Here is a 23,358-nt window from a genome sequence, read left to right as displayed (position 1 = left end):
ATTCGTAGCTACTATGATTCAAAAGCTGTTTTTTCTGGAAATATGCCACCTTCTCTAACAAGGAAAACTGCCAATCTTTGAGCAGCTCGATCAAAATAAAACTTAGAGGGAATATTTTTGATCCGGTAAACTTTCTAACTCTGAAAACTTCCTGGTTATTTTATTTAACTCAATTTTACCCATAATCTCTTCATTTGGTCCAAATTTGTAAACTACAGTTTTATCATCTTCATATTCCTTTAATAATAAAACATACGAAGCCAATTTTACTCCTCCTCTAGTGAATACCAAGGACACCCAGATTCAACTGTTTTATCATGAGCGGTCCTGTAATCCGTTTTGAATATTCCTTCAAATTTCGATTCAAAAAGTTCATGATTCAATAAATCAATATCATTCTTGTTATAAGTACCTTTTTGAAGCCTACCCAAACTTGTGCAATTTGATAATCTGAATCAAAGCGTCCAATTCCATGTTCTTTTATGTGCTCTTTGATAAATAGAGGCTCCTTGATTCTTTGTCCTCTGTTCAGTCAATTCAGTATTCTGAGCTATTGACTAGACATCCGTTTTGGATTTTCTAAAGGATTTATACATCTCTCCTGCTTTATCAAGTTGCTTTAGATATTCATCAATTGAAAGTTCCCTGCCCCCAGTTTGAACTTTATCCGTCCCTTTTCTATGTACACAGTACTCCATGATAGTACACCCATCATGAATTACTTACTTTCAAACACTTATTTCTTTTTCTAAAACACTAGCCTTTATTCTGCTTTTTAATCATTTCCATCCCGTTCATAAATCTCTTAATAGAATCCTCATCCTTCAATAATTCACTTAAATATAGCAATACATCAAACTCTTTAGGGTCTGCATCATAATAAATCATTCCTGGATGAATAAAAGGCACATAAACTATATTACAGATATTTTGTCCTCCTATTGTTACACTAAAACATCTTTTCAACTTTGAAACATAACTATTTATACAAATTAGATCCTCTATAGATGTTTCAAATGATTTTCCATTGTAGAAAAAAAATAGTTTGTTATCTTTAACATAAATACCAACTACCTGTCCATCTTCACTAAATCCTCCGACACCCTGTCTAACCAACTGTACTTTATTTTTTTCAACTATTGAATATCCGCTAGGCTCTACTATTATATACGTCCCTGTCTTAGAATAATTATTCATTACTATCATAAGTTGCCCCCTCCTAATACTTTAATCCTAGTAGTGTATTGATTACATCACCTTTTTTCATTGATTTTTGAATTATAACTTCCCATATTTGTTCATCGGATTGATAAATTCCTTTATCAATGTATGAAACTCTTATCTTACTAAACATACTCTCCAAACGTGCGTTAGCAAGAATGACAGACCTTTTCCTTAATACGAAAATATCTGAATTAAGAGTGATGTATTCGGCACTCCATATCGTAAAAAAACCATGGAGTAGCCCATGGTTTATAGTTTATGAATATTCAAATCACATTTATCTTCTTCTGCCACATCCATCGCTGTTCGTATCACTTCAAAAAATGTTTTCCCATCAGTTGTTACAAAATAGTTCGCAAGATTAGTTACTTTGGAACTTATTTTATCGCCCCAGGGAGGTTTTTGTATCCCACGATGAAAAAATAAACTTGATATTATCTTACAACATCACTTGAAAGTATCTCTCCGTTAGTAGGGTCTAATAAGAACCTTCTTCCGTAAAAATCAGACACAAAAACATCATTACCATTCACCATTAGGTTTTCAAATGGCAACTGGTTTTTTAAAGGGAAAACATCACTAACACTCTGAATGCGCCACTTTATTTCTCCATCTTTATTAATTCCAAATACATTATTTAGATAGCTAATATTATTAGGTATCTCAAGTAATACAATTAATATGTTATTTATATCTATTACATAGCGTATATTGTGGTCAAAAACTATTTTATTTTTTTCTACGACAAGCTCGTTTTCATTTCGGATAAACTTTATAGACAATTTATTCACTTCTTCCTGGTAATGGTCTTGGATTTTTGAAATTACCAACACGCTGGCCCATTAAATCAAATTGTTGTCCTATTCGCGAACAATTGTATTGGGCAGCAACATCCTTTGACATAAGAAAAGTAAATATTTACGATATCAATTTTTTAATAAATTCCATAATTTGTATTTGATAAGCTAAAACTGAGCCACCATCGCAGTTGAAAAGTGAGCCACTTTTATATGAAAATAATCCTAACTTCATAGAGTTAGGAGCGTATAGAGGTGATTTCTTTGGAGAAGAAACAAAAAGTTTTATTAGCCTTTCATAAAGAAAATAAGAGTCAACGTCAAATTGCGAAGGAGCTTGGGATTTCTCGGAATACTGTAAAAAAGTATATCGAAGAGGATCTTGAAAAAAGAAAGCAAGATATTCGAGAACTACCTATTACAGATAACTATGTAACGCCTCCGTCGTATAAAAAGCGAAAAGGCAATAAACGTGCATTAACACCTACGGTGATGAAACGTATTCGAAAAATGTTAAAAGATAATGAATTTAAACGGCAACATCAGATGCACAAGCAACAACTAAAAATGATTGATATTCATGAAAAGTTATTAGATGAAGGTTTTGAAATTAGTTATACCACTGTTAGAAATTTTGTAAATAGTGAGGAGAAACGTCAAAAAGAAGTGTTTATTCGTCAAAAGGCAACTGCTGGTCATGAGATTGAATTTGACTGGGGTGAAGTAAAATTAATCATTGATCAAACGTTACGTTCTCTTTCGATGGCGGTCTTTACCCTACCATATAGTAATGATCGATTTGCCTATTTGTATGAATCAGAAACAATGGTTTGTGTACAAGATGCACATGTAAAGTGTATTAACTATTTAGGCTTTGTACCAGAGGTATTTACATACGATAATATGCGAACTGTTGTAAAAAACTTTATTGGAACTGAGCGTGAGATTACCGATGGTATGAAAAATCTATCGATGCATTATCATTTTAAAATACGACTATGTGAACCGAGAAAAGGAAATCAGAAGGGGCATGTGGAGCGGAGTGTAGAATACATCCGTCGGAAAGCATTTGCCCATCGAGATACGTTTACAAGTTTAGAAGAAGCTCAGGCCTATCTAACAGAAATCATCATGAGATTAAACTCTCGTAAACATTATAAGAAAAATCAAACCCACCATGAATTAATGCTAGAAGAACGTGCAGCTCGGCAAGTAAGTGCAGATATTATTCCATTTGATGCCTCTGAGTTGTTTGAATTTAGAGTGGACAAATATAGCACGATTACTTATAGACAAAATCGTTATTCTGTTCCAGAAGGACATGTAGGAGAATGGGTGAAAGTAAAAGCGAGTGCGGAAAAAATTCTTATTTTTAGTGATAATGCCTGTATCGCAACACATAAGCGAAGTTGGCAGATCCATCAGTGGATTATGGATATCTATCATTACTTACGTACATTTGAAAAGAAAAAAGGTGCATTGGCTCAAAGTGAATGTTTGAGTCAAGCACCAACAAAAATAAAAAAATTATACAAAGATTATTATATTGGAAATGAGCGAGATTTTCTAGAGTTACTTATCTATCTAAAAGAACATAACAATCTAGAAAAAATCATAGTGGCAGTTGAACAACTTGAGAAGAACCCTATGGTTCAAATATCAACAGATAAGATTATTTTCTTAGCTAATCAATGCGAACACATTCATAAAACTGTACATTCCAAAAATGAGGTCACCACCCAATCTCTCGAAAATCTTTCAGCCATTACGGCATTATTCGAAACTAAAAAGACAGGGGTGCTTCATTAATGGATAAGCGACAAGAAATGATTGAAATGTGTAAAGAACTTCGACTACCAAGCATTCGAGGATTTATACAAGATGATGATATGTGGAAACAATATCAGACAGCAGAAGATTTCTTATATCACGCACTGGTCCAAGAGATGCAAGATCGAGAAGTGCGAGCAAAAGCGAATCGGATTCGTTCAGCGAATTTTCCAGAAAAGAAACTATTAACTGAATTAGAGACTGAGAGATTACCGCAAAATGCGGCCTCTCGTCTCTCTCATTTAAAGAAATTAGATTTTATTCAAGAAAAACAAAACGTTTTATTAATCGGATCACCAGGTACAGGTAAAACACATATAGCAATTGGTTTAGGAATTGAAGCTTGTTTAGCAGGTTATAAGGTGTATTTTACAACGGTGTCATCCCTTGTAAATCAGTTAAAAGAAAGCCGTTCTGAAAGAACGTTACGTTCATTTGAATTGAGGTTTGAAAAGTATGATTTAGTGATTATCGATGAGCTAGGTTACATTTCTTTTGATAAAGAAGGCGCAGAATTATTATTTACTCATCTTTCCCTACGGGCAGGACGAGCGTCAACGATAGTTACAAGTAATTTATCATTTGATCGCTGGGAAGAAGTTTTTCATGATCCAGTTTTAACAGCTGCTTTAACAGACCGATTAACACATAGAGCCTATATGATAGACATGGTTGGACCATCTTATCGAATATTAGATACAAAAGAATGGCTAGAAAATAGTTCGGTTTAAGTGGATCAGTTTTTAATTAATAAATGGCTCAATTTTTTACTTGCGAAATACACTCAGGTCCTTGAAGTAGTTTAATTACATATGTCTATATTTCTTGGCCAGATCAAATAGAATCTAGTTCTTTATTGCAAACTATATAAAGTCATCCATTTATTTTAGGGATAGTTATTATAGTTTTTTATATACCTCATATAAATCTAATAATTGCTTTCCAAGTTCACTATTAAAATCCCACGAGTCAGCAATAGCTCTTGGATATGAAGGAATATGACTTTTGCTTTTAATCATTAGTTCTATATCTTTATAAAAGTTTTCAAGTTGACTTATCGTCCCATCTTTACCTTGACCTAATTTATGAGCTTTTATTTCACGCTCTATCATAATTTTTACCTTTTCAGCTTCCTTAATAAAGTTTACGGTTTTATTAGGCTGTCTAGGTTCGTTATATTCCATTGTGCTACGACTCCTATATATTGAGCTCTTATTTATAAACTGCGGACCTGCTTTTCCTTTAATTATAATTGTGTCTAGTTTAACCTCATTGTTGAATACCTGTCATTCTGTTCAAATCTGGTGGGGGAGCCAAGTTATTTCTATTAACTTATGGTGAGATTGTTTCAAACAAATATCTTCCTTTTTATAAGCATTAATATTACCATTAAATCTTAACCCATAAGTATTTGAACCTGCAATTTCAAGTCTAGAGGTAGTAATTTTAAATTACTCTAATGTATTCTTTCTAATTTGGCGTGGTACTCCTTGTGATTTTAAGTATTCAGATTGCTTTACTCCAATGTAATGATTGAGACTCTTTTCTTTATCTATCGGCTTCTTCTCAAGACCCTTTATATATTCACATTCACCTAGTTGTTTTACTTCTAAATCAGAGATTATTTTATCTTGAATATCTTTCGTTTTATCTACAGATTTCCTTCATTCATTTTCTCGTGTACAAGTGTATTTCCTTATTTATCATTTACGAGCTTTGTCAATCTCGTGTGCAAATATAAGTTAAGTAATAAGTGTGATCGTTTATTTAGATGTCTCTTCAACCAATCTAGTATGTCTGCATACCACCATGAGTTATTGATTCAAATATGATCCTTTTTTAATACATAAGTTAATAAAAAACCTTGAAAGGCTCCTATCCATCAAATTTTTATTCGTAGCTACTATGATTCAAAAGCTGTTTTTTCTGGAAATATGCTGCCTTCTCTTACAAGGCAAACTGCCAATCTTTGAGCAGCTCGATCAAAATAAAACTTAGAGGGAATATTTTGATCTGGTAAACTTTCTAACTCTGAAAACTTCCTGGTTATTTTATTTAACTCAATTTTACCCATAATCTCTTCATTTGGTCCAAATTTGTAAACTACAGTTTCATCATCTTCATATTCCTTTAATAATAATACATACGAAGCCATTTTTACTCCTCCTCTGGTGTATACCACGGACGCCCGTTCGGGTCAAATAGAGTCTCTATGTCGCCAAATAAAAATTCATAAACTAAATCACCTAGTTGAACAAGAGCATCCGGTGTTCCTGAACCATTTCCTCCCAATACTTCCCACCGGTCGTCAAAAGTAAATAAATATTCAGCTTCGACACTTAGGAGTTAATCGATGTGGAGCAGTACTCTAGTAATCGTTCTAAAAGCAACTAAAAAATTTATAAAGCAGAGAGAAAGCAAAGGTAAAGTATTATGGGGTGATAGGTAGCCCTTTAAAAAAACCTTGAATGATAAATAGTCATTCAAGGTTCTACTAATACGGTATTCTAAATGTTATTACTTTCTTCTTTGTACGCTAAGGCAATTTCCACTACTTCCTTTGGAGATAAATCCTCATCTTTCAAAAAATTAAGTCACTAGGAGAAGTGGGGACATTTTCCTCTAAAATTTCTATATATTTACTTGCTTCTTCATCATAAAGCTTGGGATCAAATATTTTATTTATTAGTTCCTAATACCTTAAAAGTAAGTTATCCATAATTGTCTACTAACCTTTTTGAAGCATTCTACACTAAATAAACTGCTATTTTTTCAATCTCAAATTTCCTATTAATTCTTGAATATTCTTAGCAATATGCTCAAATGTACCTCTTTCAACATCTTCTAATTGTACTATTCCACTATTATTCTCAATAACCACTAACAAACCATTTCCCTCTATCCCAATAGGTATCTTCTTTAAATTATCCCCATGATTTCTTTATATCCTTTCAATGACTCTCGGAATGAACCTATCTCATTATTAGGCAGGACCGGCTCTAATGTAATATAGTGTTCCTGATAAAACCCATCTAAATCTGCAAACCAATATGAGTTAAAATAATCAACTATTGTTTTATGAAATTTTATATCAAATTCATCTTCTAAACTTGTAAAGTCTTGTGAAACAGTCATTTCTACAGGTTTCCATGGGATATATTCATCCTCATCAACTTCACCATCATAAATTATTAGGTTATCTTCACTACTAAGTGGTGTTTTAAATAAAAAATCTAAACCTTCATTAGCTATCTCTTTTCTCATTTGAAAGTATATCTTCATTGTTTCTTTTATTGACACATTTATCACCCTTTACTTATTCAAAAATTTTTCAAGTAATTCAGCATACTCACTATCATTTCCCCAAACCCCTGCAGATTTTTCTGCATTATGTATACCCTGATTCATGTCCATTTACATATCCTTGAACTGCTTGAATTCTTTGTTCAACTCTCAATTTAGCCATAAAAAAAACCCCTTAAAAATTAGATTGGCGTCTAACTTTTAAGGGGCAGTTTAAAAGGCAATCAGGTGCTTTCTTCCATACTGTAAAATTTATCCATTATTAATATCACATTTATTCATATATTTTTAATTTGTACTCTCTTTGTTTCTATTCAAGTATCTTTAAAAATTCAGAAAAGTTATCTGCCACATTATATGTAACAGGCTCAAACTCACCGGATTCTTCATGAGACCATATACAAACAGATGGATTATTTTTATCTGTTCTAAAATCTAAGCATACAAAGTCACCCGCAAATACACTAGCTATTGGCAATACCTCTGCCCCTAATAAGTCTTCATTAGCAGTCAACCTTTCACCTATTTGTGAAAATACAACATCTATGTCATAAATTCCTTTTGGATGATTCTCAATATCATCTAATATACACAAAAACCTTTCTATCGCATAACCACGGTTGTTACACTCAAATGTTGCTTCCTCAACCTCTACACCATTATTTTCTTTTATAAATTCTAAGAAAGACTCTGGTAATGAAAGTCTCCAAAACTTTTCGTGACTTTTTATTAATTCCTCCGAAGGCAATGGCCTTACTATAGTGTCCTGTTTTATTTTCATATTTCTTCTCCTTTCTTTACAAGCTATCTCGGTGCATCTGCCCACATTCCAGTAGATCTGCCACCATTATGAATAGTTATATTGTGTATTCCAAATGGTACTAGCTCCATTTTACCTGGTACTTCAGTATGGTGCCATGTCATACCTTCTGGTCTTCCTCCAATTACGTTATCTAGCCATTCAAATTGTGCCTCGTCAGACTTTAACCAGAGACTTTCTGGTAAATCTTTAGTTTCTACCACAAGTCCAACACTCTTGAAATCTGCAAAACCATACCTCATTCCATCTGCTTTAATAACATTTACATTGGGAATCAGGCCATCGGCAATTGCTTTTTCCTTAATCAATTTTCGCTGACGGGCAGTTAAATACTCTCCACCATGAAATGACTTATTCCATGACCAAGTTTTGTTTGTTTGAATTTTTTCACTGTATAGTCGAGCAAAATCATCAACAACATCATCAAAAGTTTTAGTACCATCAATAAACTCATCAATGTTTTTTAAGTTTACTTTACCTGTACCCTTATCTACCTGCTTCTTCTCAATATCCTTTATGTATTCCCCTAGTTGTTTTACTTCTAGATCAGAAATTGTTTTATCTTGAATCTCTTTCGTTTTATCTACAGATTTTGAGAGGTTTTTTATATCTTCTGCTTTATCTACAGTTTTTGCAATGTCTTTTGAATTATCTACCGCATCCATCGCAACTTTTGCAGCTTTTAGCGGTTTGCCTATTGGTAACATGAATGCCGCCGCTATGGCTTTATCCGAAAGTGATGCGTTCGGGTCAAATAGAGTCTCTATGTCGCCAAATAAAAAATCATAAGCTAAATCCCCTAATTGGGCAAGACCATCCGGTGTTCCTGAACCATTTCCTCCCAATACTTGCCTTTGCCCTTCATATGTAAACAAATATTCACCAGTATTTGGATCAACAGGTCTATCTGTATTAAATTGAGCGTATTCGTTTAATACTTGTATTTTACCATTTTCATCAATAGTTATGTTATTTTTCCCAATCACATTAGGTAACATAGGAACTTGCCTAGCAATTTTCTGTTCAGCATCTCCATACTTATCCATCGAATTTTGAAGGAAGGATACTAACTTCTTCATATTCTTTTCAATCGTTTGTAATTCATTTGATATTTTGTACAATTGATCACCGATGCCATGTCGTGCTTTAATACGGTAATCGATATGAGATCGGATGGATGCAACATTGTCTGTAGTATTCGATACTTTTGTGGCAACTTGTGAAAAGCTAGGGGTCAAATCATTAACTCTATCAATATCGACTTTTATCTTTGACATGAATGTCCTCCACAAAATTAGTTATGGATAATTATATCAAATTTGGAAAAATTAAAACAGGTAACCAATTTTCCAATAAGATACTCCCGCAATCTCCATACATGAATTTTAATGAATGCTAAAATCCTTAATTATAAGGGTTTTGGCGTTTTTTTGTTATGTTTCACCTGTTTGCATTTTATTGTAGTTAACAAAGGAAAGGATTCATATACTGGATAAATTTGTTATAAATTAATGTGAGGGGCTTTCGCGGAAATGAAGGTGATTCAGTGATGAAATTCAAGGAAATTGAAAAAGCATTAATTCAATTAATAAAAATTCTACTTTATTTTGCCATTGTATTAATAATGATTTATTTAATTTGTACTGTATATAATTGGATTATCAGTTGGTTCTTTTATGAATTTAAAATAAAGGATAAGTTTTTATACTTATTTGGAGATATGGATATAAAACATCAGATTGCTCTACCATTTTTTGTGGGCATTATCGGTAGTTTTTCGACCTCACTCATTATGTTATTAAAAGGGCAAACAGATGTAAAAATAACGTTGTTTAATGGTTCCTTAGAAATACTTAATTGGATTGTTGCGGTTATTACCGCTTGTTTATTAGGCGGTATAGCGGGTGTTGGGGCAGTCAATATTTTGAATAGTGATGGTTCCGTGACGGAGGTTTTAGTTATCGCTCTTGTCGCAGGGTTGAGTGGAATTACTTATTTAAAAGGCATTGCTTTAATGAGTGGTACGGAAGAAAATGAGATCTTTAAAGCAAGAGTGGATGAAGTCATTGATAATGGTCAAGTGCTATTAACGTATGGGGAAATACCCAATAATGAAATTTTAGATAGTTGGGAAGACTTTATTCAAACATGGGTCGAATATTATGTTGATCAATTTAAAAACGATAATCCCACACACACGAATGAGGAATTTCACGCATATCTTATAGAGCTAGAAGAATTAATTGATAGGATATGGAAGGGAGATGAGGTGGATGGATAATTTAAAGCCCTCTGATGTAAAGAGTATCAAAAATATTATTCGGAAAGCTCGTAAAGCAAAATCCTTGAGTGAAATCAATCATTACAATGAACAGCTAAAAAGAATTGACGCTAAAAATCGAAGAAAAGCAGTAACAAATAACATTCTAGCAAGATATAAAAATAGTGAATCATTATAATTTTATATGAAATAGAACCCTACATATCTGTAAAATGTGGGGGATTTTTATTTTTCTGTTATATAATGACCATTCGAGTAATTGGACATAAATTGATTTTGGTTAATTTGAGTAGAGTAGGATAACCAAAACGAAAAATAAAGGAATCATCCCCAAGATACCCAATATAAGTATCGAACGTTTCGCAGCAGAACGTAGTATTAAAGAACAATCAGCTGCATTTAAAGCGATTAAGAAATAAGTTAGTAGACACTAGGTAAAAATCTACCTAGTGTTTTTTTCTTTGAAACTACTAATTTGGTTCCGGTTTGGGCTTATAAATATGGATAAAAAAAATACAAGCTAAAGGTTGGTAAATGAATTTGATCCAGTTGGGATGGGGGAAGGGCGAAGTATGACCTTCTCCAATTGGCTAGAATCTAGAATATGGACAAAGGTATTCAATGTAGGTGAAAAAAGTACATGAATGAAAGAGATTATGGATTAGTAATTTGAGTATAAGAATATGGTAAAATAGGAGGCTTTTGTATTTTTAATTTAACACTATAAATATGTAGATATCAGATTAAAATAAGAGTATAAGTTTGTTAGAGTGAGTATTTAGCTTTTCAGCTGATTCAACATATTTCAAGAGGGGTGTGAGATTTGAGTCCTACATCAATTATTATAATTTGTGGTTTAATAGTAATTTTATTAATCATATGTTTAGTTACATTTTTTTTGAAACTTTCAATTCGGAAACAAATTTGGGGAGCTTCGGGTATATTACTGATTCTGGTTATAGGTTACTTCGTATTATTACCTAAATTAGTTGAATTACAGACTAATGATGCTATTGAAAAGCTTAATACGTATCTCACCACAATATACCCTAATGATTCATGGAGTGTAACAGATACTGATGATGATAAATTAAAAAAGACTGTGGAGCTTCATGTAAGATTTCAAACAGAGACTGATATCGTATACAGCTACAATATTACAGATGAAAAAATTGAACAAATTGATTTTTGGTCAATCGAAGGTAAAAGTTCTAAGGACTTAATTAACTCTGGAACTAAACCGCTACATTTAGAAAAGAAAATAAAGTAATTACTTTATCAAAGAATCTCCAAAATATAGCGATTGTTAAAAACACAGAAATTACACAATATTGTGAATTTAAATGCTAAACTATTATTTATACTAACCTCCATTAACTTAATAGAGTAGGTGTTTTGCATGACCAACAATCTAAATCACAACTCTTACCTCACACTACCAAAGGCGAAAAAATTGTTAGAGATTAATAAAATGTTAACCCAGTCTTTAAAACTTGAAGAAGTATTGAAAAATTTAATTACGGCTGCCAGTGAGCTCGTTCAAGTGACCGATACTTTTATGATTTATTTGTATGATGAGTTAACGGGAAAGCTGAGAATAGCTGAGGCGATTGGTGTTGAGATTGAACCGCTTAAAAGAATCGAGTTTGCACCTGGTGAGTCGATTACAGGAAAGGTATTTTTAGAAAAGAAGTCCAAATTATTTAAATCTGAACAAGAGATCGATTTTTATATGAGCAATATGTCGGAAGAAAATTATCAATTTTATTATGAAGGGGTTCGGAGGCAAAAAATTAAAAGTGCCTTTTGTGTTCCGATTCTTTATCAAGATTCCTGTCTTGGTGTTTTGATTGTGGATAACTTTAACCAGGATGGGATTTTTTCCGATGCCGATTTAGAAGTCATTCAAATTATTGCGGATCAAAGTGCCATCGCCCTTGAACATTCTCGGGTTTATCAAAATTTATTGCAAAAAAATGAGATGTTATCGAATACGATTTCCATTCATAAAAAGTTTTATCAATTCATTATTGATGGGGAAGGCATTGGACAGATCCTTTTGTTATTAGAAACTTTAATCGGTTCAAAAGTCGTCCATCGTGAGACGAATCTTTATCATGAGGACAGCAATTATTATCCGATTGTACGAAGTCATGAAATACTCGGCGTATTAGAGCTGGAGCGACCCTTCGAAACATTTCCTGAATTTGAACAATTAATTATTGAACATGCCTGTTCTGCCATCGCACTGGAATTAACGAAAAATAGTGCATTATTGGAACAAGAATTTCATTTTAGACAGGAAATTTTTAATCAACTATTACATGATCTCACAAGTTCTGATTTAAAAAGAATCTTAACCTATTTACAATGGAATGAAGTAAGGGATATCCAATGTATTATTATTGAAGGTTCAGCAAATCCGTTATGGGATCGCAATAAATTAACCGATAAACAATGGTTAGTCCTTTCCTTTGAAAATATGTTAAAAAGCATTTGTACGAATAGCTTTATCGTGACGAATGCATTTCAATTAATCGTCGTTCTACCTGATTTGAAAGATGATCAACTAAGTCAAATTATTAAAGAGATCGAGATGATTGTGGGCAAAGAAAAAAAAGTGCTCATTGGAATTGGGCGGAAAACGAGTATTCAACAAATAGCCATTTCTTATCATGAAGCGATCCAGTCCATTAATTACGCAAAGACGACGAAACAATCCTATATTGTGGAATATGCCAAACTCGGTATGGAGCGGTTGTTCCATGATTTAGAACCCCAAAGGATTGAAATTTTCATTCAAGATAAGATTGGCAAGTTATTAAAAACCGACTTCCTTCTAATCGACACGTTACTTTGTTTTATCAATCAAAATAAAAACCATAAAGAGACAGCTAAAGCGTTGCATATTCATGGGAATACGTTATATTACCGGTTAAGAAAAATAGAAGACATCCTACAAATCGATTTGAATGATGAAAAAGAGTGGGTTGATCTCGTTATCGCTGTTCAACTATATGTGGCGAGTCACAAAAAGTAATGTTTATTTTTGTGACTTACCACATTCATTTTTATAATTTCGAATATTAAAATTATTCAAAATACAGAGATGAGAGGTGCACTAGAATGACCGAAACATATTTTAATTACATTGATGGTGAATGGGTTCAAGCAATATCAGGTGAAGTTTATCCAAGTATTAATCCTGCCAATGCAGATCATATACTTGGCTATTTTCAGAAATCCGATCAAAAAGATGTCGACATTGCAATAGACGTTGCAGAGAAAGCTTTTAAAATATGGTCAAAAATTGCAGTGCCTGAACGGGGAGAAGTATTATTTAAGCTCATTAACTTATTGGAAGAACAAAAGGAAGAACTCGCTACAATCATTACAAAAGAAGTAGGGAAAACATACAAAAACTCCCTTGGTGAAGTACAAAAAACTATCGAAGCAATGAAACAATTTAGCGGGGAAGCAACCCGTTTAACAGGAGAAACAATTCCTTCCAATGACCCAGATATTTTTGGGTACACAGTGAGAGAACCTTTAGGGGTTGTCGGGGTAATCGCGCCTTATAATTTCCCCCTCGGTATCGGGATATGGAAAATTGCACCGGCAATTGTTGCAGGAAATACCGTCGTGTTTAAACCAGCAAGTAATACTTCTTTAATTAGTATAAAAATTATCGAGTTATTTGAAAAAGCGGGTGTCCCTAGAGGGGTTATTAATATGGTCACAGGGCCTGGTGGCGTCATTGGACGAGCTATTGGGAATCACGCAAAAATTAAAGCGGTATCCTTTACTGGTTCAACAGAAGTAGGCTTGGCTCTAGGACGAGCTGTAACGAACCGGGGAGGAAAAATGCAAGCGGAGATGGGTGGAAAAAATGCATCGATCATACTGGAAGATGCCGATTTGGATGAAACGATTCAAAATGTCGTCATTAGTGGCTTTTTTGATAATGGACAACGTTGTACCGGAACAAGCAGATTAATTGTTCCAAGAAGTATTTCCAAAGAGGTCATTGCTCGATTAGTTGAAGCAGCAAACGCTCTAACCATTGGAGATGGCTTTGATGAAAATGCCGATAATGGTCCAATCATCGACGAAAATCAACTGAACTTGTATTTAGAACATGTGAACGACGCCATTCAAGATGGAGCAGTCCTTGAATGTGGTGGAAAGAGGCTAACGGATAATGGGTTGGATAGAGGGTACTTTATTGCACCAACCGTGTTCAGTAATGTCAATCGAGAAATGCGAATTTTTAAGGAAGAGATTTTTGCGCCGGTTATTGCCGTCATTGAAGTCGATTCCTATGAAGAAGCATTGGAAGTAGCCAATGATAGTGAGTTTGGATTGTCTTCTACTATTTATACGAAAGATTTAGCAAAGGCCATGCACTTTGTTAAACATATCGAGACAGGTGTGACCCACGTGAATATTCCTTCCAACTATTTTGAAAATCAATATCCTTTCGGTGGGAAGAAAGCGTCGAGTTTAGGACCGCGGGAACAAGGCTCAACAGCGTTAGAATTTTGGACTGAATATAAAACGGTTTACATGAAGGCATAGGAGGGCTTTGGATGACAACGGTTGGAGTAATTGGCTGTGGTTTAATGGGAAGTGGCATGGCGAAAAATTTAATCAAACATCATTACAATGTCATGGTCTACGATATTAATGAAGAGGCAGTGAAAAAGCTAGTAAACGAAGGGGCAACCCCAGCTTCCGCACCTGAAGAATTAGCGGGTCAAGTTGATTTTGTCATTTTATCGTTAACATCGCCGAATCTAGTGAAAGAAATGGTTTTAAATGAGGAGACTGGAATTCTATTTCGAATGAAGCAAGGCACTTTCATTTTGGACATGAGTACCAATGACGTCAATATCACAAGACAGATCCATCAAAAAGCTCAAGAAAAAGGCGTTGAATTTTACGATTGCCCGTTAAGTGGTGGGCCAGATGGTGCGAATAATGGAACGCTCACTATTATGATTGGTGGGAGTGAAGAGCGACTGGATGAAATCCTCCCGGTTCTACAAGCGATAGGAAAACATATTGAATATTTAGGTGAAAGTGGTGCAGGGCAAATCGTCAAGCTATGCCACAACATGGTTGTCGGCGGTGTCATTTCATTATTAAGTGAAGCCTTTTTAACGAGTGAAAAGGCAGGCGTTCCAAAAGAAAAGCTTGCCTCCATCTTGCAAAAAGGTAGTGGACAAACCCGAGCGATGGATGTTTTCGGTGTAAATATCCTGGATCACACTTTTGACAATGTGAAATTTTCCTTGGCTAACATGACAAAAGATATTCATTTATATCGAAATCTAGCAGAAGACAACCAAATAGCTACTTTTGTCAGTGATAGTACCCACCAGCTATTTCATTTAGGAAAAAATAAAGGAAAAGGAAACTTAGATTCATCTGCTATTTACAAAGTGCTAAAAGAAATTGTGTGAAAATTAAGAATCTATTCCACAAACTTAACATATGAAATAAATAAAAGGAGGTTAATAGAATGCAAAAATTATTTAATCGTTTAGAAGAAGTTTATGAGGAGATAGTAGAAATACGGAGGCACTTACATGCGAATCCGGAACTTTCATTTAAAGAGGTAAATACGGCTAAATATATTGCTGAATTCCATGAAAAGTTAGGACATGAAACGAAAAGGGGCGTTGGCGGAAACGGGGTTGTTGCTACTTTAAAAGGTGATCAACCAGGACCGACAGTTGCCCTGCGAGCTGATTTTGATGCACTGCCGATTGTTGAACAAACGGATTTACCTTTTAAGTCCAAAAATGAAGGGGTCATGCATGCATGTGGCCATGATGGTCATACGGCCACTTTACTAGGCTTGGCAAAAGTATTAAATAAAATGAAGGCAGAGCTACAAGGAACAGTTGTCTTTATTCATCAACATGCAGAGGAATTGCCTCCTGGCGGTGCCATTTCAATGATTGAAGATGGTTGTTTAGATGGTGTTGATGTTATTTTTGGTACCCATTTACAAGCTCAAATGCCATTAGGGGAGATTGGTTATCGCACGGGTGCCCTTCAAGCAGCACCGGACATGTTTAATATTCGTATCCAAGGTCGCGGGGGACATGGTGCATACCCACATCAAACAATTGATAGTATTGCGGTAGGAAGTCAACTTATTAATAGTTTAAACCAAATTGTCAGTCGGAAAATTAATCCGTTAGATTCGGCGGTTATATCCGTTACATCCTTTGTAGCAGAAAATCCATACAACGTGATTGCTGATCAAGCAGAGATGCTAGGAACGGTTCGAACGTTTAAAGAGGAGACTCGCGCATTGATTGAACAAGAGATGGAAAGAGTTGTGAAAGGCGTATGTGAAAGTGCTAGTGCAAGTTATGAATTCACCTATACCCGTGGTTATCCAACACTTATTAATCATGAGGAAGAGACGGAATTCGTAGCCGAATTAGCGAAGAAAGTACCTAGTGTAACGGCAGTAAAAGAAATCGAGCCGGTAATGGGCGGTGAAGATTACGCGTACTATTTACAACATGTAAAAGGAACGTTCTTCTTTACAGGTGCACGCAATCCTGAGTGGGAAGTGTCTTACCCACACCATCATCCGAAATTTGATATTGATGAGAGAGCATTATTAATCGCAGCAAAAACGCTTGGATTAGCGACGCTAGAATATATGCAAGTACATGCTAAGGAAGTTCAGGTGAAGTAATCACGAATCAATTCAAGTAAAGGGGGAAAGTGTATGGAGGGAAATGCAGCAGGTTTGTGGAAAGATTGGAAATTACATGGTTTAGTATTAGCAATCGTTTGTGTGACCGAGTTAATTGGTCAGCATAGTATTTCGGTTGGGGTGGGAATTATTTTATTACTGCCTATGCTTTATGCAGTCATTATTGGGATTGCAGTTTATTTCACACCCCTTGTAACAAAAAAGCAGTCGGAAAAAGCTGAAACATTAGTTTATATTACATTAACGTTATTAATTGCAAAGTTCGGTGTACAAGCAGGGCCAGCCCTACCTCAATTGATTGAGGCGGGCCCCGCTCTCATTCTCCAAGAGATTGGAAATTTAGGAACAATTTTAATCGCCCTTCCGATTGCCATTTTATTAGGATTGAAGCGAGAAAGTATTGGAATGACCCACTCCATTGGACGGGAACCGAATTTAGCTTTAATTACTGATAAATTTGGACTGTCTTCTCCCGAAGGCCGTGGAGTGATGTCGATGTACATTTTCGGTACGGTATTTGGATCTATCTTTTTAGGGTTAATATCTGGCTTCCTGGCTACTGCGACACCTCTTCATCCTTATTCCTTTGCAATGGCTACAGGAGTGGGAAGTGGAAGTATGGCCGCTGCCTCTTTAGGACCTTTAGTAGCGGCATTTCCTGATATGGCCGATACGATTACTGCCTTTTCGGGAGCTAGTAACTTATTAACTTCTGTTACGGGCTTGTATGCAAGTATTTTCATAGGATTACCATTAACAGAAAAGTTATATAAAGTATTAACAAAACGAAAAAATTACAGCGAACCAGAAATAGAAATGGAGTCAACTATCGTAATAACTGAGGAAGTAAAAGATGAATCCAAAACAAAGGTGGTGAAATAATCGATGCTAAAAAATATTCAAGAATGGGTCATATTGATGATTATTGTATCGTTTATGGTCATCATTGGAAACTGGATTGGCTACGAAGTTATGCCACTGGAGTCACTTCCTGGAATAATTGTTTTGGCTTCCATCAGTTTACTTGGATTAATCATTCATCGAGCTGTTCCATATAAAGGGATACCGAGTATTGCTTATATTGGGATATTAGCATTTATACTATCAATGCCAGCTGTACCAGGATCTGAAAAAATCGTCGAGTGGACAGGCAAAGTCAATTTACTAGCTATTGCCACACCGATTTTAGCCTATGCAGGGATTTCAATTGGTCGTTCATGGACGGATTTTGCGAAACTCGGATGGAAAACGGTCATTGTCGGCATGTTCGTCCTATTAGGCACATTCCTCGGTTCCGCAATCGTAGCAGAGATTATTTTACGTATGCAAGGAATTATTTAATTTATCATTTTATTCCAATAAAAGTAAACCCCGTAAAAGTAGATGACACTCTATCTTTACGGGGTATTTATTTCATATATATACTTTAAAATTATCAATTTCTATGGATCGAAAAAACTACATGAAAGGATTATCTGAACTTATTCTGCATCTACTTGGATGAAGCTAACTTCAGATAAAAGGACTACGATATTTCTTGTTTCTCTTTCATAGTCATCAGTTGATTCACGTAACCTTAGGATGGCGTTATCAACTGATACGAGTATTCCAGTAAACAATTCTTCGCCAGTTGCAACTCTTATTTCCTCATTAATTAGTTTGCGAAGCTGACTAAATAAATAGTTTTCAAACAACATTAACACCTCCTATTTTAATAAGCTACACTTTTAATACTTGCTAACGGAATATACAGTAAATCAGCAGTTGTTCTGAGCACAATATAGTCCGCTTTCACTTCGATTAATATTCCAGAAACTGTAGAGAATTCTGTTGTAATATCAATCGTCATACCTTCTAATGGACTAAGAATTGAACGAAGTTGCCACATGTTAATCTCCTTTCTTCAATAACATATGTTGAATTATATGTTTGCACGTTCTAATTTGTTTGGGAATGTGTGCATAAAATTCTATCTTTTTTAAAATATTTTTTAAAATTGGTCTTCTGCACAAGGAATGTGAAATAGATTACATAGTTTAATCTAGAGGTGATAACTATGAAGATAAGAGAAGAAGGGTTAGTTAGTGTTGTTATTCCATGCTATAATGCAGCCCCTTATATTGAAGATTGTTTAAACGGACTACTATCCCAAACATACAACAATATAGAAGTAATTCTTGTCAATGATGCGTCGACTGACAATACAGTAAAAATAGTAGAACAATGGATAGAAAATTCTAATCCATCTTTTCCAATCATCTTATGCAATCTTCCTGTAAATACAGGGTTCGCCGGGGCACTCAATATCGGCTATTTTATGAGTACAGGTGAATATATTGCAGTAAATGATGCCGATGATATTTCACATCCTTTACGTTTTGAAAAACAAGTGAACTTTTTAAAGGAAAATCCAGACTACGATTTAATTGGAACGAATTATCGGGCGTTTACTGACGGCAATAAAGAAAATGGAAAAGAAGCTAATTGGCTATATTATGGGGACGATATTCGAAAAATATATGCTTTAGGGAAGCATTGCATCTGCCACGGGACGATTTTATTCCGTGGAAAGGTTTTTGATTTGCTAGGTGGTCCAACAAGAAGAATAACTGGTGCTGAAGACTATGAATTTATCGTCAAATTCTTAAATGCGAAATTAAAAATCGATAATTTAAGAGACGTATTATATTACTATCGGGTTCATGAAAAACAGCGTTCAAAACAATTTTATGGAAGTGCTAAAGGTGAATAAAGAAAGGGTTTTACTTGTCACAGATGCTTTATATATTGGGGGTACGGAAACCCACGTATTGGGTTTGGCAAAAGAATTATTAAAAAATGATGTATTTATTACTTTTGCCGCAAGAAAAGAAGGGAGTTTAGTAAGCTCCTATGAAGCTTTAAATTGTCCTATTTATCCTATCGATTTTCCTAAGACACTAGATCTTGAGGAAAAACATGAGAGAGAGTTAATAGAAAAACTTGAAGAAATTATTGAAGCTGAGCAAATTTCTGTTGTTCATTTCCATCAATCACCTTCTGGATACTTAGCGGGAAAGGCCGCAAAAAATAAAGGAATTGCTACAGTTTTAACCGTACATGGCACCTATTATCCGAACGACGAAATTCGAAAGTTGCTAAAATTATCCGATGCTGTCATTTGTGTAAGTCCACCGTTATGCGACTATATTAAGTCCTTCGGCGTCGAACATCCTTACTTAGTTCCAAATGGAATTAATTTAGAGGAATATCCACGGGATGCCACATATGGAGAATTGAAAAAAGAATTGAACATACCGGAAGATTCCCCAGTCGCTCTTTATGCGAGCAGGATTACATGGGCAAAGGCCAGTGTTTGTTCGATATTTTTACGAGCTTGCAAGGATCTTAAATTAAATCCGATTCCAAATCTTCACGTTATCGTAGTCGGAGATGGCGATAAACTTCGAGACATAAAAAACTTATCCCAAATCATTGAAAAAGCGTGCAAAGATTCTTTTATCCATATCGTTGGGGAACAAAAGAATATGCATGCTTATTATTCTATGGCAGATTGTGTCGTTGGTACAGGACGGGTTGCCCTTGAGGCGATGGCTTCAGAAAAAGCAGTCATAGCAGTTGGAAACCATGGTTATTTTGGAATGGTGCATAAAGAGAATATTGATGAAGCTTGGAACTATTACTTTGGAGATCATGGTTCCAAATCTCCTTGCAGCAGACATATTTTGAGAAACGATTTAAAGAAATATTTATTAAATAAAGAACAACTCAAATTAAATGGAATCGCATCAAGGGAAATTGTAGAAGAAATGTTCAATATACAAAAAATCGCAACGGAGATTATTAAAATTTACGCTGAAACAACAAAGGGAGGAACCGAAAGTTGAAAAAGCTCCTATATATCGGCTGGATTGGCTTTAATAATTTAGGGGATGAATTGTTATGGCACATCTTTCGAGACAAATGTAAAGAATATTTAAATGAGGATCAGATCGAAATTATTCCGTCAGTTCCGGGTACCGACATGAAAAACGTTGAACAATATGATGCGGTCATATTAGGAGGTGGATCCCTCTTATTACCGGGGTATCTACAAATCCTTCAAAACGCCCTACATAAAGGGAAATCAGTCATGATATGGGGCTCAGGAATCGATTGGATTGAGAAGAAAAATTTAGATTTATTAATGAATGATCAACTGTTATCGATGGAACAAAATTTCAAACAAAAGGATATTGAAGTATTAGACGAAGTAATTGAAAAGGCATTGTTTGTAGGGGTAAGAGGACCTTTAACGAAAAAGGCGATTGAAATTATGCTCGGAAGCGAAAAGGTGAATAAAATACAAATTATTGGGGATCCGGGTTTATTATTAGAGGAGCCTGATCCGAATAAACTTCAGACAAAAGAAAAACTAATTGGCATCAACTGGGGGACTACGTTCAATCGTTTATACGGGGGAAATGAAAGTTTAGTTGAGAAACAGTTAGTTGAGGCAGCAAAAAAATTAATTGAATCTGGTTATAAAATAATGATTTATTCGGTATGGGGCGATGATAGACCTCACTGTGAAAGGTTATTTGAAAAAATCAATGTGCCAGAGAGTGTCATACTAGATAAAAATCTGTATACGGAACAGCAGTTAATAGAAAAATTATCTAAATGTACAGCAACGATTAATTTTAAACTACATGCAAACTATCTTTCGTTTGCAGCGAATGTTCCAGCCATCGCATTAGGCTATCGCTTTAAAATATTTGATAATGCAGCGTCCCTTGGCTTAGAACAGTTAGTTGTTTCTACCGACTCTCAACAACTAACGAAGGAAATATTAGAGCGGATTGAAATCATTGAAAATAGTGGCGAAGAAATACTAGAACAATATCAATCTAGTAAAAAGAAATATCAACCACTTTTAGAATCCCTATTTACTAAAAATTTTTTAGCATAGTTTTTGGAGAGTCGGTTTTGACTTCCACCGTCTCCGCTGAACGTCAAAATCCTTGAATTACAAGGGTTTTGGCGTTTTTTAATGGACTAGAATTGATTTTATAACATGTAGTAGTTCATTACAGAGTGGCCCCAGATACTCGAACAGAGATAGAATGCTAACAAAAAATTTCTTCATTACATTTTATAAAAGTTCTTGCAAAATGGAGGAAACATGTATATGATGTAAAACGTAATGATTACTATTTGCAAATGGATAGATTTTTGGGAAGAGGAGAGGCGGAATGGAAAAGAGAATACCTGTAACTGTCCTAAGCGGTTATTTAGGATCAGGAAAGACTACTTTGTTAAATCATATTTTGCATAACAGACAAGGACTGAAGGTAGCAGTTATTGTAAACGATATGAGCGAAGTTAATATTGATGCCTCTTTGGTGAAAAAAGGGGGATTTGCACGGACAGAGGAAAAGTTAGTGGAAATGCAGAACGGCTGCATTTGTTGCACCCTTAGGGAAGATTTAATAGTGGAAGTAGCTAGGTTAGCTGAACTTGGAGATATTGATTACATTTTGATTGAATCATCCGGTATTAGCGAACCGATACCTGTTGCTCAAACTTTCACTTATACAGATGAAAGTTTAGGCATTCATTTATCTGAGCTTTGCAGATTGGATACGATGGTGACTGTTGTCGATGGCTATAGATTCTGGCATGACTTTACTTCAGGCGATACCCTTCTCGAGCGAAAAGAAGCAGTAACAGAAGAGGATCAGCGGGAAATCGCCGACTTACTCATCGATCAAATCGAATTTGCTAATGTCTTACTATTGAACAAGACCGACTTGTTAACGGAAGAAAAAGTGAATGAACTGAGCGGGGTACTGAGAAGTTTGAATCCCGATGCAAAAATTATTCATACAGTAAAGGCGAATGTCGATCTGCATGAAGTGTTGAATACAGGGATGTTCGATTTTGAAGCAGCTAGCCAAGGGGCAGGGTGGATGAAAGAATTGAATCAGGAACATATTCCGGAGACAGAGGAATATGGTATTGGATCTTTTGTTTATCGAAGTCATAGACCATTGCATCCTGAACGTTTCATGAACTGGATGAATGAATGGCCAGTTGAAGTCGTACGGGTGAAAGGTTTTCTTTGGCTTGCAACACGTAACGATATAGCCATTCTACTTTCCCAAGCAGGTCCCTCTTTAAGTATGGAAAGAATCGGTACATGGATTGAAGAGGAAGGAAGTAAAATGAATGAACTTGTATTAATTGGTGTTCAGATGGATCAACAAGCAATCATTGATTCATTGGATAGCTGTGTACTAACCAAAGCTGAGATGGATCAGGACTGGACGAAATTTTCGGATCCGTTGCCGAATGTTTAATTTGAAATTTATAGATTATT

General features: G+C 35.0%; 26 protein-coding genes and 2 pseudogenes. 15 read left to right on the top strand and 13 right to left on the bottom strand.

Going from position 1 to position 23,358, the window contains the following annotated elements; translation table 11 throughout:
- Positions 1 to 11: 11 nt before the first annotated feature.
- The 5 genes and pseudogenes from MHH69_RS14060 to MHH69_RS14040 all read right to left on the bottom strand — a co-directional run bounded on the left by MHH69_RS14060 (position 12) and on the right by MHH69_RS14040 (position 2,006).
- A pseudogene (locus tag MHH69_RS14060) lies at positions 12 to 264 on the bottom strand (hypothetical protein).
- A 293-nt stretch (positions 265 to 557) separates the two neighbouring features.
- Positions 558 to 698, bottom strand: a complete 141-nt coding sequence (locus tag MHH69_RS14055) for a hypothetical protein (protein WP_341362568.1) — start codon at positions 696 to 698, stop codon at positions 558 to 560.
- A gap of 58 nt (positions 699 to 756) precedes the next feature.
- Positions 757 to 1,206, bottom strand: coding sequence for a hypothetical protein (locus MHH69_RS14050; RefSeq protein WP_341362567.1), 450 nt, complete (start codon positions 1,204 to 1,206; stop codon positions 757 to 759).
- A 267-nt stretch (positions 1,207 to 1,473) separates the two neighbouring features.
- The gene (locus MHH69_RS14045; protein WP_341362979.1) at positions 1,474 to 1,632 is read right to left on the bottom strand and encodes an Imm70 family immunity protein; all 159 of its coding nucleotides are present in this window, start codon (positions 1,630 to 1,632) and stop codon (positions 1,474 to 1,476) included.
- 26 nt (positions 1,633 to 1,658) lie between these two features.
- On the bottom strand, positions 1,659 to 2,006 hold the full coding sequence (locus MHH69_RS14040; RefSeq protein WP_341362566.1) for a hypothetical protein: 348 nt from the start codon (positions 2,004 to 2,006) through the stop codon (positions 1,659 to 1,661).
- Positions 2,007 to 2,285: 279 nt separating this feature from the next.
- Here MHH69_RS14040 and istA point away from each other — a divergent pair, with 279 nt between their 5' ends.
- Positions 2,286 to 3,830, top strand: a complete 1,545-nt coding sequence (gene istA / locus MHH69_RS14035) for an IS21 family transposase (protein ID WP_341361467.1) — start codon at positions 2,286 to 2,288, stop codon at positions 3,828 to 3,830.
- Positions 3,830 to 4,582 carry an IS21-like element helper ATPase IstB gene (gene istB, locus MHH69_RS14030; RefSeq protein WP_341361466.1) on the top strand — a complete coding sequence of 251 codons (753 nt, stop codon included), beginning with the start codon at positions 3,830 to 3,832 and terminating at the stop codon, positions 4,580 to 4,582. The genes istA and istB overlap by 1 nt, the downstream gene beginning before the upstream one ends.
- Before the next feature lie 168 nt (positions 4,583 to 4,750).
- Here the strand turns inward: istB and MHH69_RS14025 are convergent, their stop codons facing one another.
- The 6 genes and pseudogenes from MHH69_RS14025 to MHH69_RS14000 all read right to left on the bottom strand — a co-directional run bounded on the left by MHH69_RS14025 (position 4,751) and on the right by MHH69_RS14000 (position 9,251).
- Positions 4,751 to 5,035 (bottom strand): hypothetical protein, encoded by a 285-nt coding sequence (locus MHH69_RS14025; RefSeq protein ID WP_341362565.1) that lies wholly within the window; start codon positions 5,033 to 5,035, stop codon positions 4,751 to 4,753.
- Positions 5,036 to 5,754: 719 nt separating this feature from the next.
- Positions 5,755 to 6,006, bottom strand: coding sequence for a hypothetical protein (locus MHH69_RS14020; protein WP_341362564.1), 252 nt, complete (start codon positions 6,004 to 6,006; stop codon positions 5,755 to 5,757).
- Positions 6,007 to 6,008: 2 nt separating this feature from the next.
- Positions 6,009 to 6,143 (bottom strand): hypothetical protein, encoded by a 135-nt coding sequence (locus MHH69_RS14015; RefSeq protein ID WP_341362563.1) that lies wholly within the window; start codon positions 6,141 to 6,143, stop codon positions 6,009 to 6,011.
- A gap of 472 nt (positions 6,144 to 6,615) precedes the next feature.
- Positions 6,616 to 7,133, bottom strand: a pseudogene (locus MHH69_RS14010) (SecY-interacting protein Syd).
- Positions 7,134 to 7,464: 331 nt separating this feature from the next.
- A complete protein-coding gene (locus MHH69_RS14005) occupies positions 7,465 to 7,935 on the bottom strand; it encodes an SMI1/KNR4 family protein (protein WP_122973591.1) in 471 nt (156 codons plus the stop codon).
- A 23-nt stretch (positions 7,936 to 7,958) separates the two neighbouring features.
- Entirely contained in the window at positions 7,959 to 9,251 is a 1,293-nt protein-coding gene (locus tag MHH69_RS14000) for an HNH endonuclease signature motif containing protein (RefSeq protein ID WP_341362562.1), read from the bottom strand.
- A 272-nt stretch (positions 9,252 to 9,523) separates the two neighbouring features.
- Here MHH69_RS14000 and MHH69_RS13995 point away from each other — a divergent pair, with 272 nt between their 5' ends.
- The 9 genes from MHH69_RS13995 (at position 9,524) to MHH69_RS13955 (ending at position 18,338) form a co-directional block, all read left to right on the top strand.
- Positions 9,524 to 10,255, top strand: coding sequence for a hypothetical protein (locus MHH69_RS13995; RefSeq protein WP_341362561.1), 732 nt, complete (start codon positions 9,524 to 9,526; stop codon positions 10,253 to 10,255).
- Positions 10,248 to 10,433 (top strand): hypothetical protein, encoded by a 186-nt coding sequence (locus MHH69_RS13990; protein ID WP_122973593.1) that lies wholly within the window; start codon positions 10,248 to 10,250, stop codon positions 10,431 to 10,433. Before MHH69_RS13995 ends, MHH69_RS13990 begins: the two co-directional genes overlap by 8 nt.
- 645 nt (positions 10,434 to 11,078) lie before the next feature.
- Entirely contained in the window at positions 11,079 to 11,525 is a 447-nt protein-coding gene (locus tag MHH69_RS13985) for a hypothetical protein (RefSeq protein WP_341362560.1), read from the top strand.
- Positions 11,526 to 11,654: 129 nt separating this feature from the next.
- Positions 11,655 to 13,295, top strand: a complete 1,641-nt coding sequence (locus tag MHH69_RS13980) for a helix-turn-helix domain-containing protein (protein WP_341362559.1) — start codon at positions 11,655 to 11,657, stop codon at positions 13,293 to 13,295.
- An 86-nt stretch (positions 13,296 to 13,381) separates the two neighbouring features.
- Positions 13,382 to 14,833: an aldehyde dehydrogenase family protein gene (locus MHH69_RS13975; protein WP_341362558.1), complete on the top strand. Its 1,452-nt coding sequence runs from the start codon at positions 13,382 to 13,384 to the stop codon at positions 14,831 to 14,833.
- Positions 14,834 to 14,844: 11 nt separating this feature from the next.
- Positions 14,845 to 15,720 carry an NAD(P)-dependent oxidoreductase gene (locus MHH69_RS13970; RefSeq protein ID WP_341362557.1) on the top strand — a complete coding sequence of 292 codons (876 nt, stop codon included), beginning with the start codon at positions 14,845 to 14,847 and terminating at the stop codon, positions 15,718 to 15,720.
- A 59-nt stretch (positions 15,721 to 15,779) separates the two neighbouring features.
- Positions 15,780 to 16,976: a M20 family metallopeptidase gene (locus MHH69_RS13965; RefSeq protein WP_341362556.1), complete on the top strand. Its 1,197-nt coding sequence runs from the start codon at positions 15,780 to 15,782 to the stop codon at positions 16,974 to 16,976.
- 33 nt (positions 16,977 to 17,009) lie between these two features.
- Positions 17,010 to 17,879, top strand: coding sequence for a DUF3100 domain-containing protein (locus tag MHH69_RS13960; RefSeq protein WP_341362555.1), 870 nt, complete (start codon positions 17,010 to 17,012; stop codon positions 17,877 to 17,879).
- A gap of 3 nt (positions 17,880 to 17,882) precedes the next feature.
- Positions 17,883 to 18,338 carry a hypothetical protein gene (locus MHH69_RS13955; protein WP_341362554.1) on the top strand — a complete coding sequence of 152 codons (456 nt, stop codon included), beginning with the start codon at positions 17,883 to 17,885 and terminating at the stop codon, positions 18,336 to 18,338.
- 140 nt (positions 18,339 to 18,478) lie between these two features.
- On the opposite strand, the gene MHH69_RS13950 is transcribed toward MHH69_RS13955, so the two are convergent.
- Both MHH69_RS13950 and MHH69_RS13945 read right to left on the bottom strand, forming a co-directional pair.
- Positions 18,479 to 18,694, bottom strand: a complete 216-nt coding sequence (locus MHH69_RS13950; protein WP_122972965.1) for a hypothetical protein — start codon at positions 18,692 to 18,694, stop codon at positions 18,479 to 18,481.
- Between the two features lie 14 nt (positions 18,695 to 18,708).
- On the bottom strand, positions 18,709 to 18,885 hold the full coding sequence (locus MHH69_RS13945) for a DUF2642 domain-containing protein (protein WP_122972966.1): 177 nt from the start codon (positions 18,883 to 18,885) through the stop codon (positions 18,709 to 18,711).
- A gap of 168 nt (positions 18,886 to 19,053) precedes the next feature.
- Here MHH69_RS13945 and MHH69_RS13940 point away from each other — a divergent pair, with 168 nt between their 5' ends.
- From MHH69_RS13940 to MHH69_RS13925, 4 genes are all read left to right on the top strand, one after another.
- Positions 19,054 to 19,749: a glycosyltransferase family 2 protein gene (locus tag MHH69_RS13940; protein WP_122972967.1), complete on the top strand. Its 696-nt coding sequence runs from the start codon at positions 19,054 to 19,056 to the stop codon at positions 19,747 to 19,749.
- Positions 19,742 to 20,884 (top strand): glycosyltransferase, encoded by a 1,143-nt coding sequence (locus tag MHH69_RS13935; protein ID WP_341362553.1) that lies wholly within the window; start codon positions 19,742 to 19,744, stop codon positions 20,882 to 20,884. The genes MHH69_RS13940 and MHH69_RS13935 overlap by 8 nt, the downstream gene beginning before the upstream one ends.
- Positions 20,881 to 21,948, top strand: coding sequence for a polysaccharide pyruvyl transferase family protein (locus tag MHH69_RS13930; RefSeq protein ID WP_341362552.1), 1,068 nt, complete (start codon positions 20,881 to 20,883; stop codon positions 21,946 to 21,948). The genes MHH69_RS13935 and MHH69_RS13930 overlap by 4 nt, the downstream gene beginning before the upstream one ends.
- Positions 21,949 to 22,231: 283 nt before the next feature.
- On the top strand, positions 22,232 to 23,338 hold the full coding sequence (locus tag MHH69_RS13925; protein ID WP_341362551.1) for a GTP-binding protein: 1,107 nt from the start codon (positions 22,232 to 22,234) through the stop codon (positions 23,336 to 23,338).
- Positions 23,339 to 23,358: the final 20 nt, after the last annotated feature.

The sequence above is a fragment of the Ureibacillus sp. FSL E2-3493 genome (assembly GCF_038077515.1).
GTDB classification, from domain to species: Bacteria; Bacillota; Bacilli; order Bacillales_A; family Planococcaceae; genus Ureibacillus; species Ureibacillus halotolerans.
Note: the sequence above shows the minus strand (reverse complement) of the source record. Positions and strands in the feature narration are given on the sequence as shown.

Excerpts from the sequence above, each read along its gene's own strand:
- istB (WP_341361466.1), top strand. The coding sequence starts at position 3,830 with ATGGATAAGCGACAAGAAATGATTGAAATGTGTAAAGAACTTCGACTA.
- MHH69_RS14005 (WP_122973591.1), bottom strand. The coding sequence starts at position 7,935 with ATGAAAATAAAACAGGACACTATAGTAAGGCCATTGCCTTCGGAGGAA.
- MHH69_RS14050 (WP_341362567.1), bottom strand. The coding sequence starts at position 1,206 with ATGATAGTAATGAATAATTATTCTAAGACAGGGACGTATATAATAGTA.
- MHH69_RS13925 (WP_341362551.1), top strand. The coding sequence starts at position 22,232 with ATGGAAAAGAGAATACCTGTAACTGTCCTAAGCGGTTATTTAGGATCA.
- MHH69_RS14000 (WP_341362562.1), bottom strand. The coding sequence starts at position 9,251 with ATGTCAAAGATAAAAGTCGATATTGATAGAGTTAATGATTTGACCCCT.
- MHH69_RS13955 (WP_341362554.1), top strand. The coding sequence starts at position 17,883 with ATGCTAAAAAATATTCAAGAATGGGTCATATTGATGATTATTGTATCG.
- MHH69_RS14025 (WP_341362565.1), bottom strand. The coding sequence starts at position 5,035 with ATGGAATATAACGAACCTAGACAGCCTAATAAAACCGTAAACTTTATT.
- MHH69_RS13970 (WP_341362557.1), top strand. The coding sequence starts at position 14,845 with ATGACAACGGTTGGAGTAATTGGCTGTGGTTTAATGGGAAGTGGCATG.
- MHH69_RS13975 (WP_341362558.1), top strand. The coding sequence starts at position 13,382 with ATGACCGAAACATATTTTAATTACATTGATGGTGAATGGGTTCAAGCA.
- MHH69_RS13990 (WP_122973593.1), top strand. The coding sequence starts at position 10,248 with ATGGATAATTTAAAGCCCTCTGATGTAAAGAGTATCAAAAATATTATT.
- MHH69_RS13950 (WP_122972965.1), bottom strand. The coding sequence starts at position 18,694 with ATGTTGTTTGAAAACTATTTATTTAGTCAGCTTCGCAAACTAATTAAT.
- MHH69_RS13965 (WP_341362556.1), top strand. The coding sequence starts at position 15,780 with ATGCAAAAATTATTTAATCGTTTAGAAGAAGTTTATGAGGAGATAGTA.
- MHH69_RS13960 (WP_341362555.1), top strand. The coding sequence starts at position 17,010 with ATGGAGGGAAATGCAGCAGGTTTGTGGAAAGATTGGAAATTACATGGT.
- MHH69_RS13980 (WP_341362559.1), top strand. The coding sequence starts at position 11,655 with ATGACCAACAATCTAAATCACAACTCTTACCTCACACTACCAAAGGCG.
- MHH69_RS14020 (WP_341362564.1), bottom strand. The coding sequence starts at position 6,006 with ATGGCTTCGTATGTATTATTATTAAAGGAATATGAAGATGATGAAACT.
- MHH69_RS13995 (WP_341362561.1), top strand. The coding sequence starts at position 9,524 with ATGAAATTCAAGGAAATTGAAAAAGCATTAATTCAATTAATAAAAATT.
- MHH69_RS14055 (WP_341362568.1), bottom strand. The coding sequence starts at position 698 with ATGGAGTACTGTGTACATAGAAAAGGGACGGATAAAGTTCAAACTGGG.
- MHH69_RS13945 (WP_122972966.1), bottom strand. The coding sequence starts at position 18,885 with ATGTGGCAACTTCGTTCAATTCTTAGTCCATTAGAAGGTATGACGATT.
- MHH69_RS13940 (WP_122972967.1), top strand. The coding sequence starts at position 19,054 with ATGAAGATAAGAGAAGAAGGGTTAGTTAGTGTTGTTATTCCATGCTAT.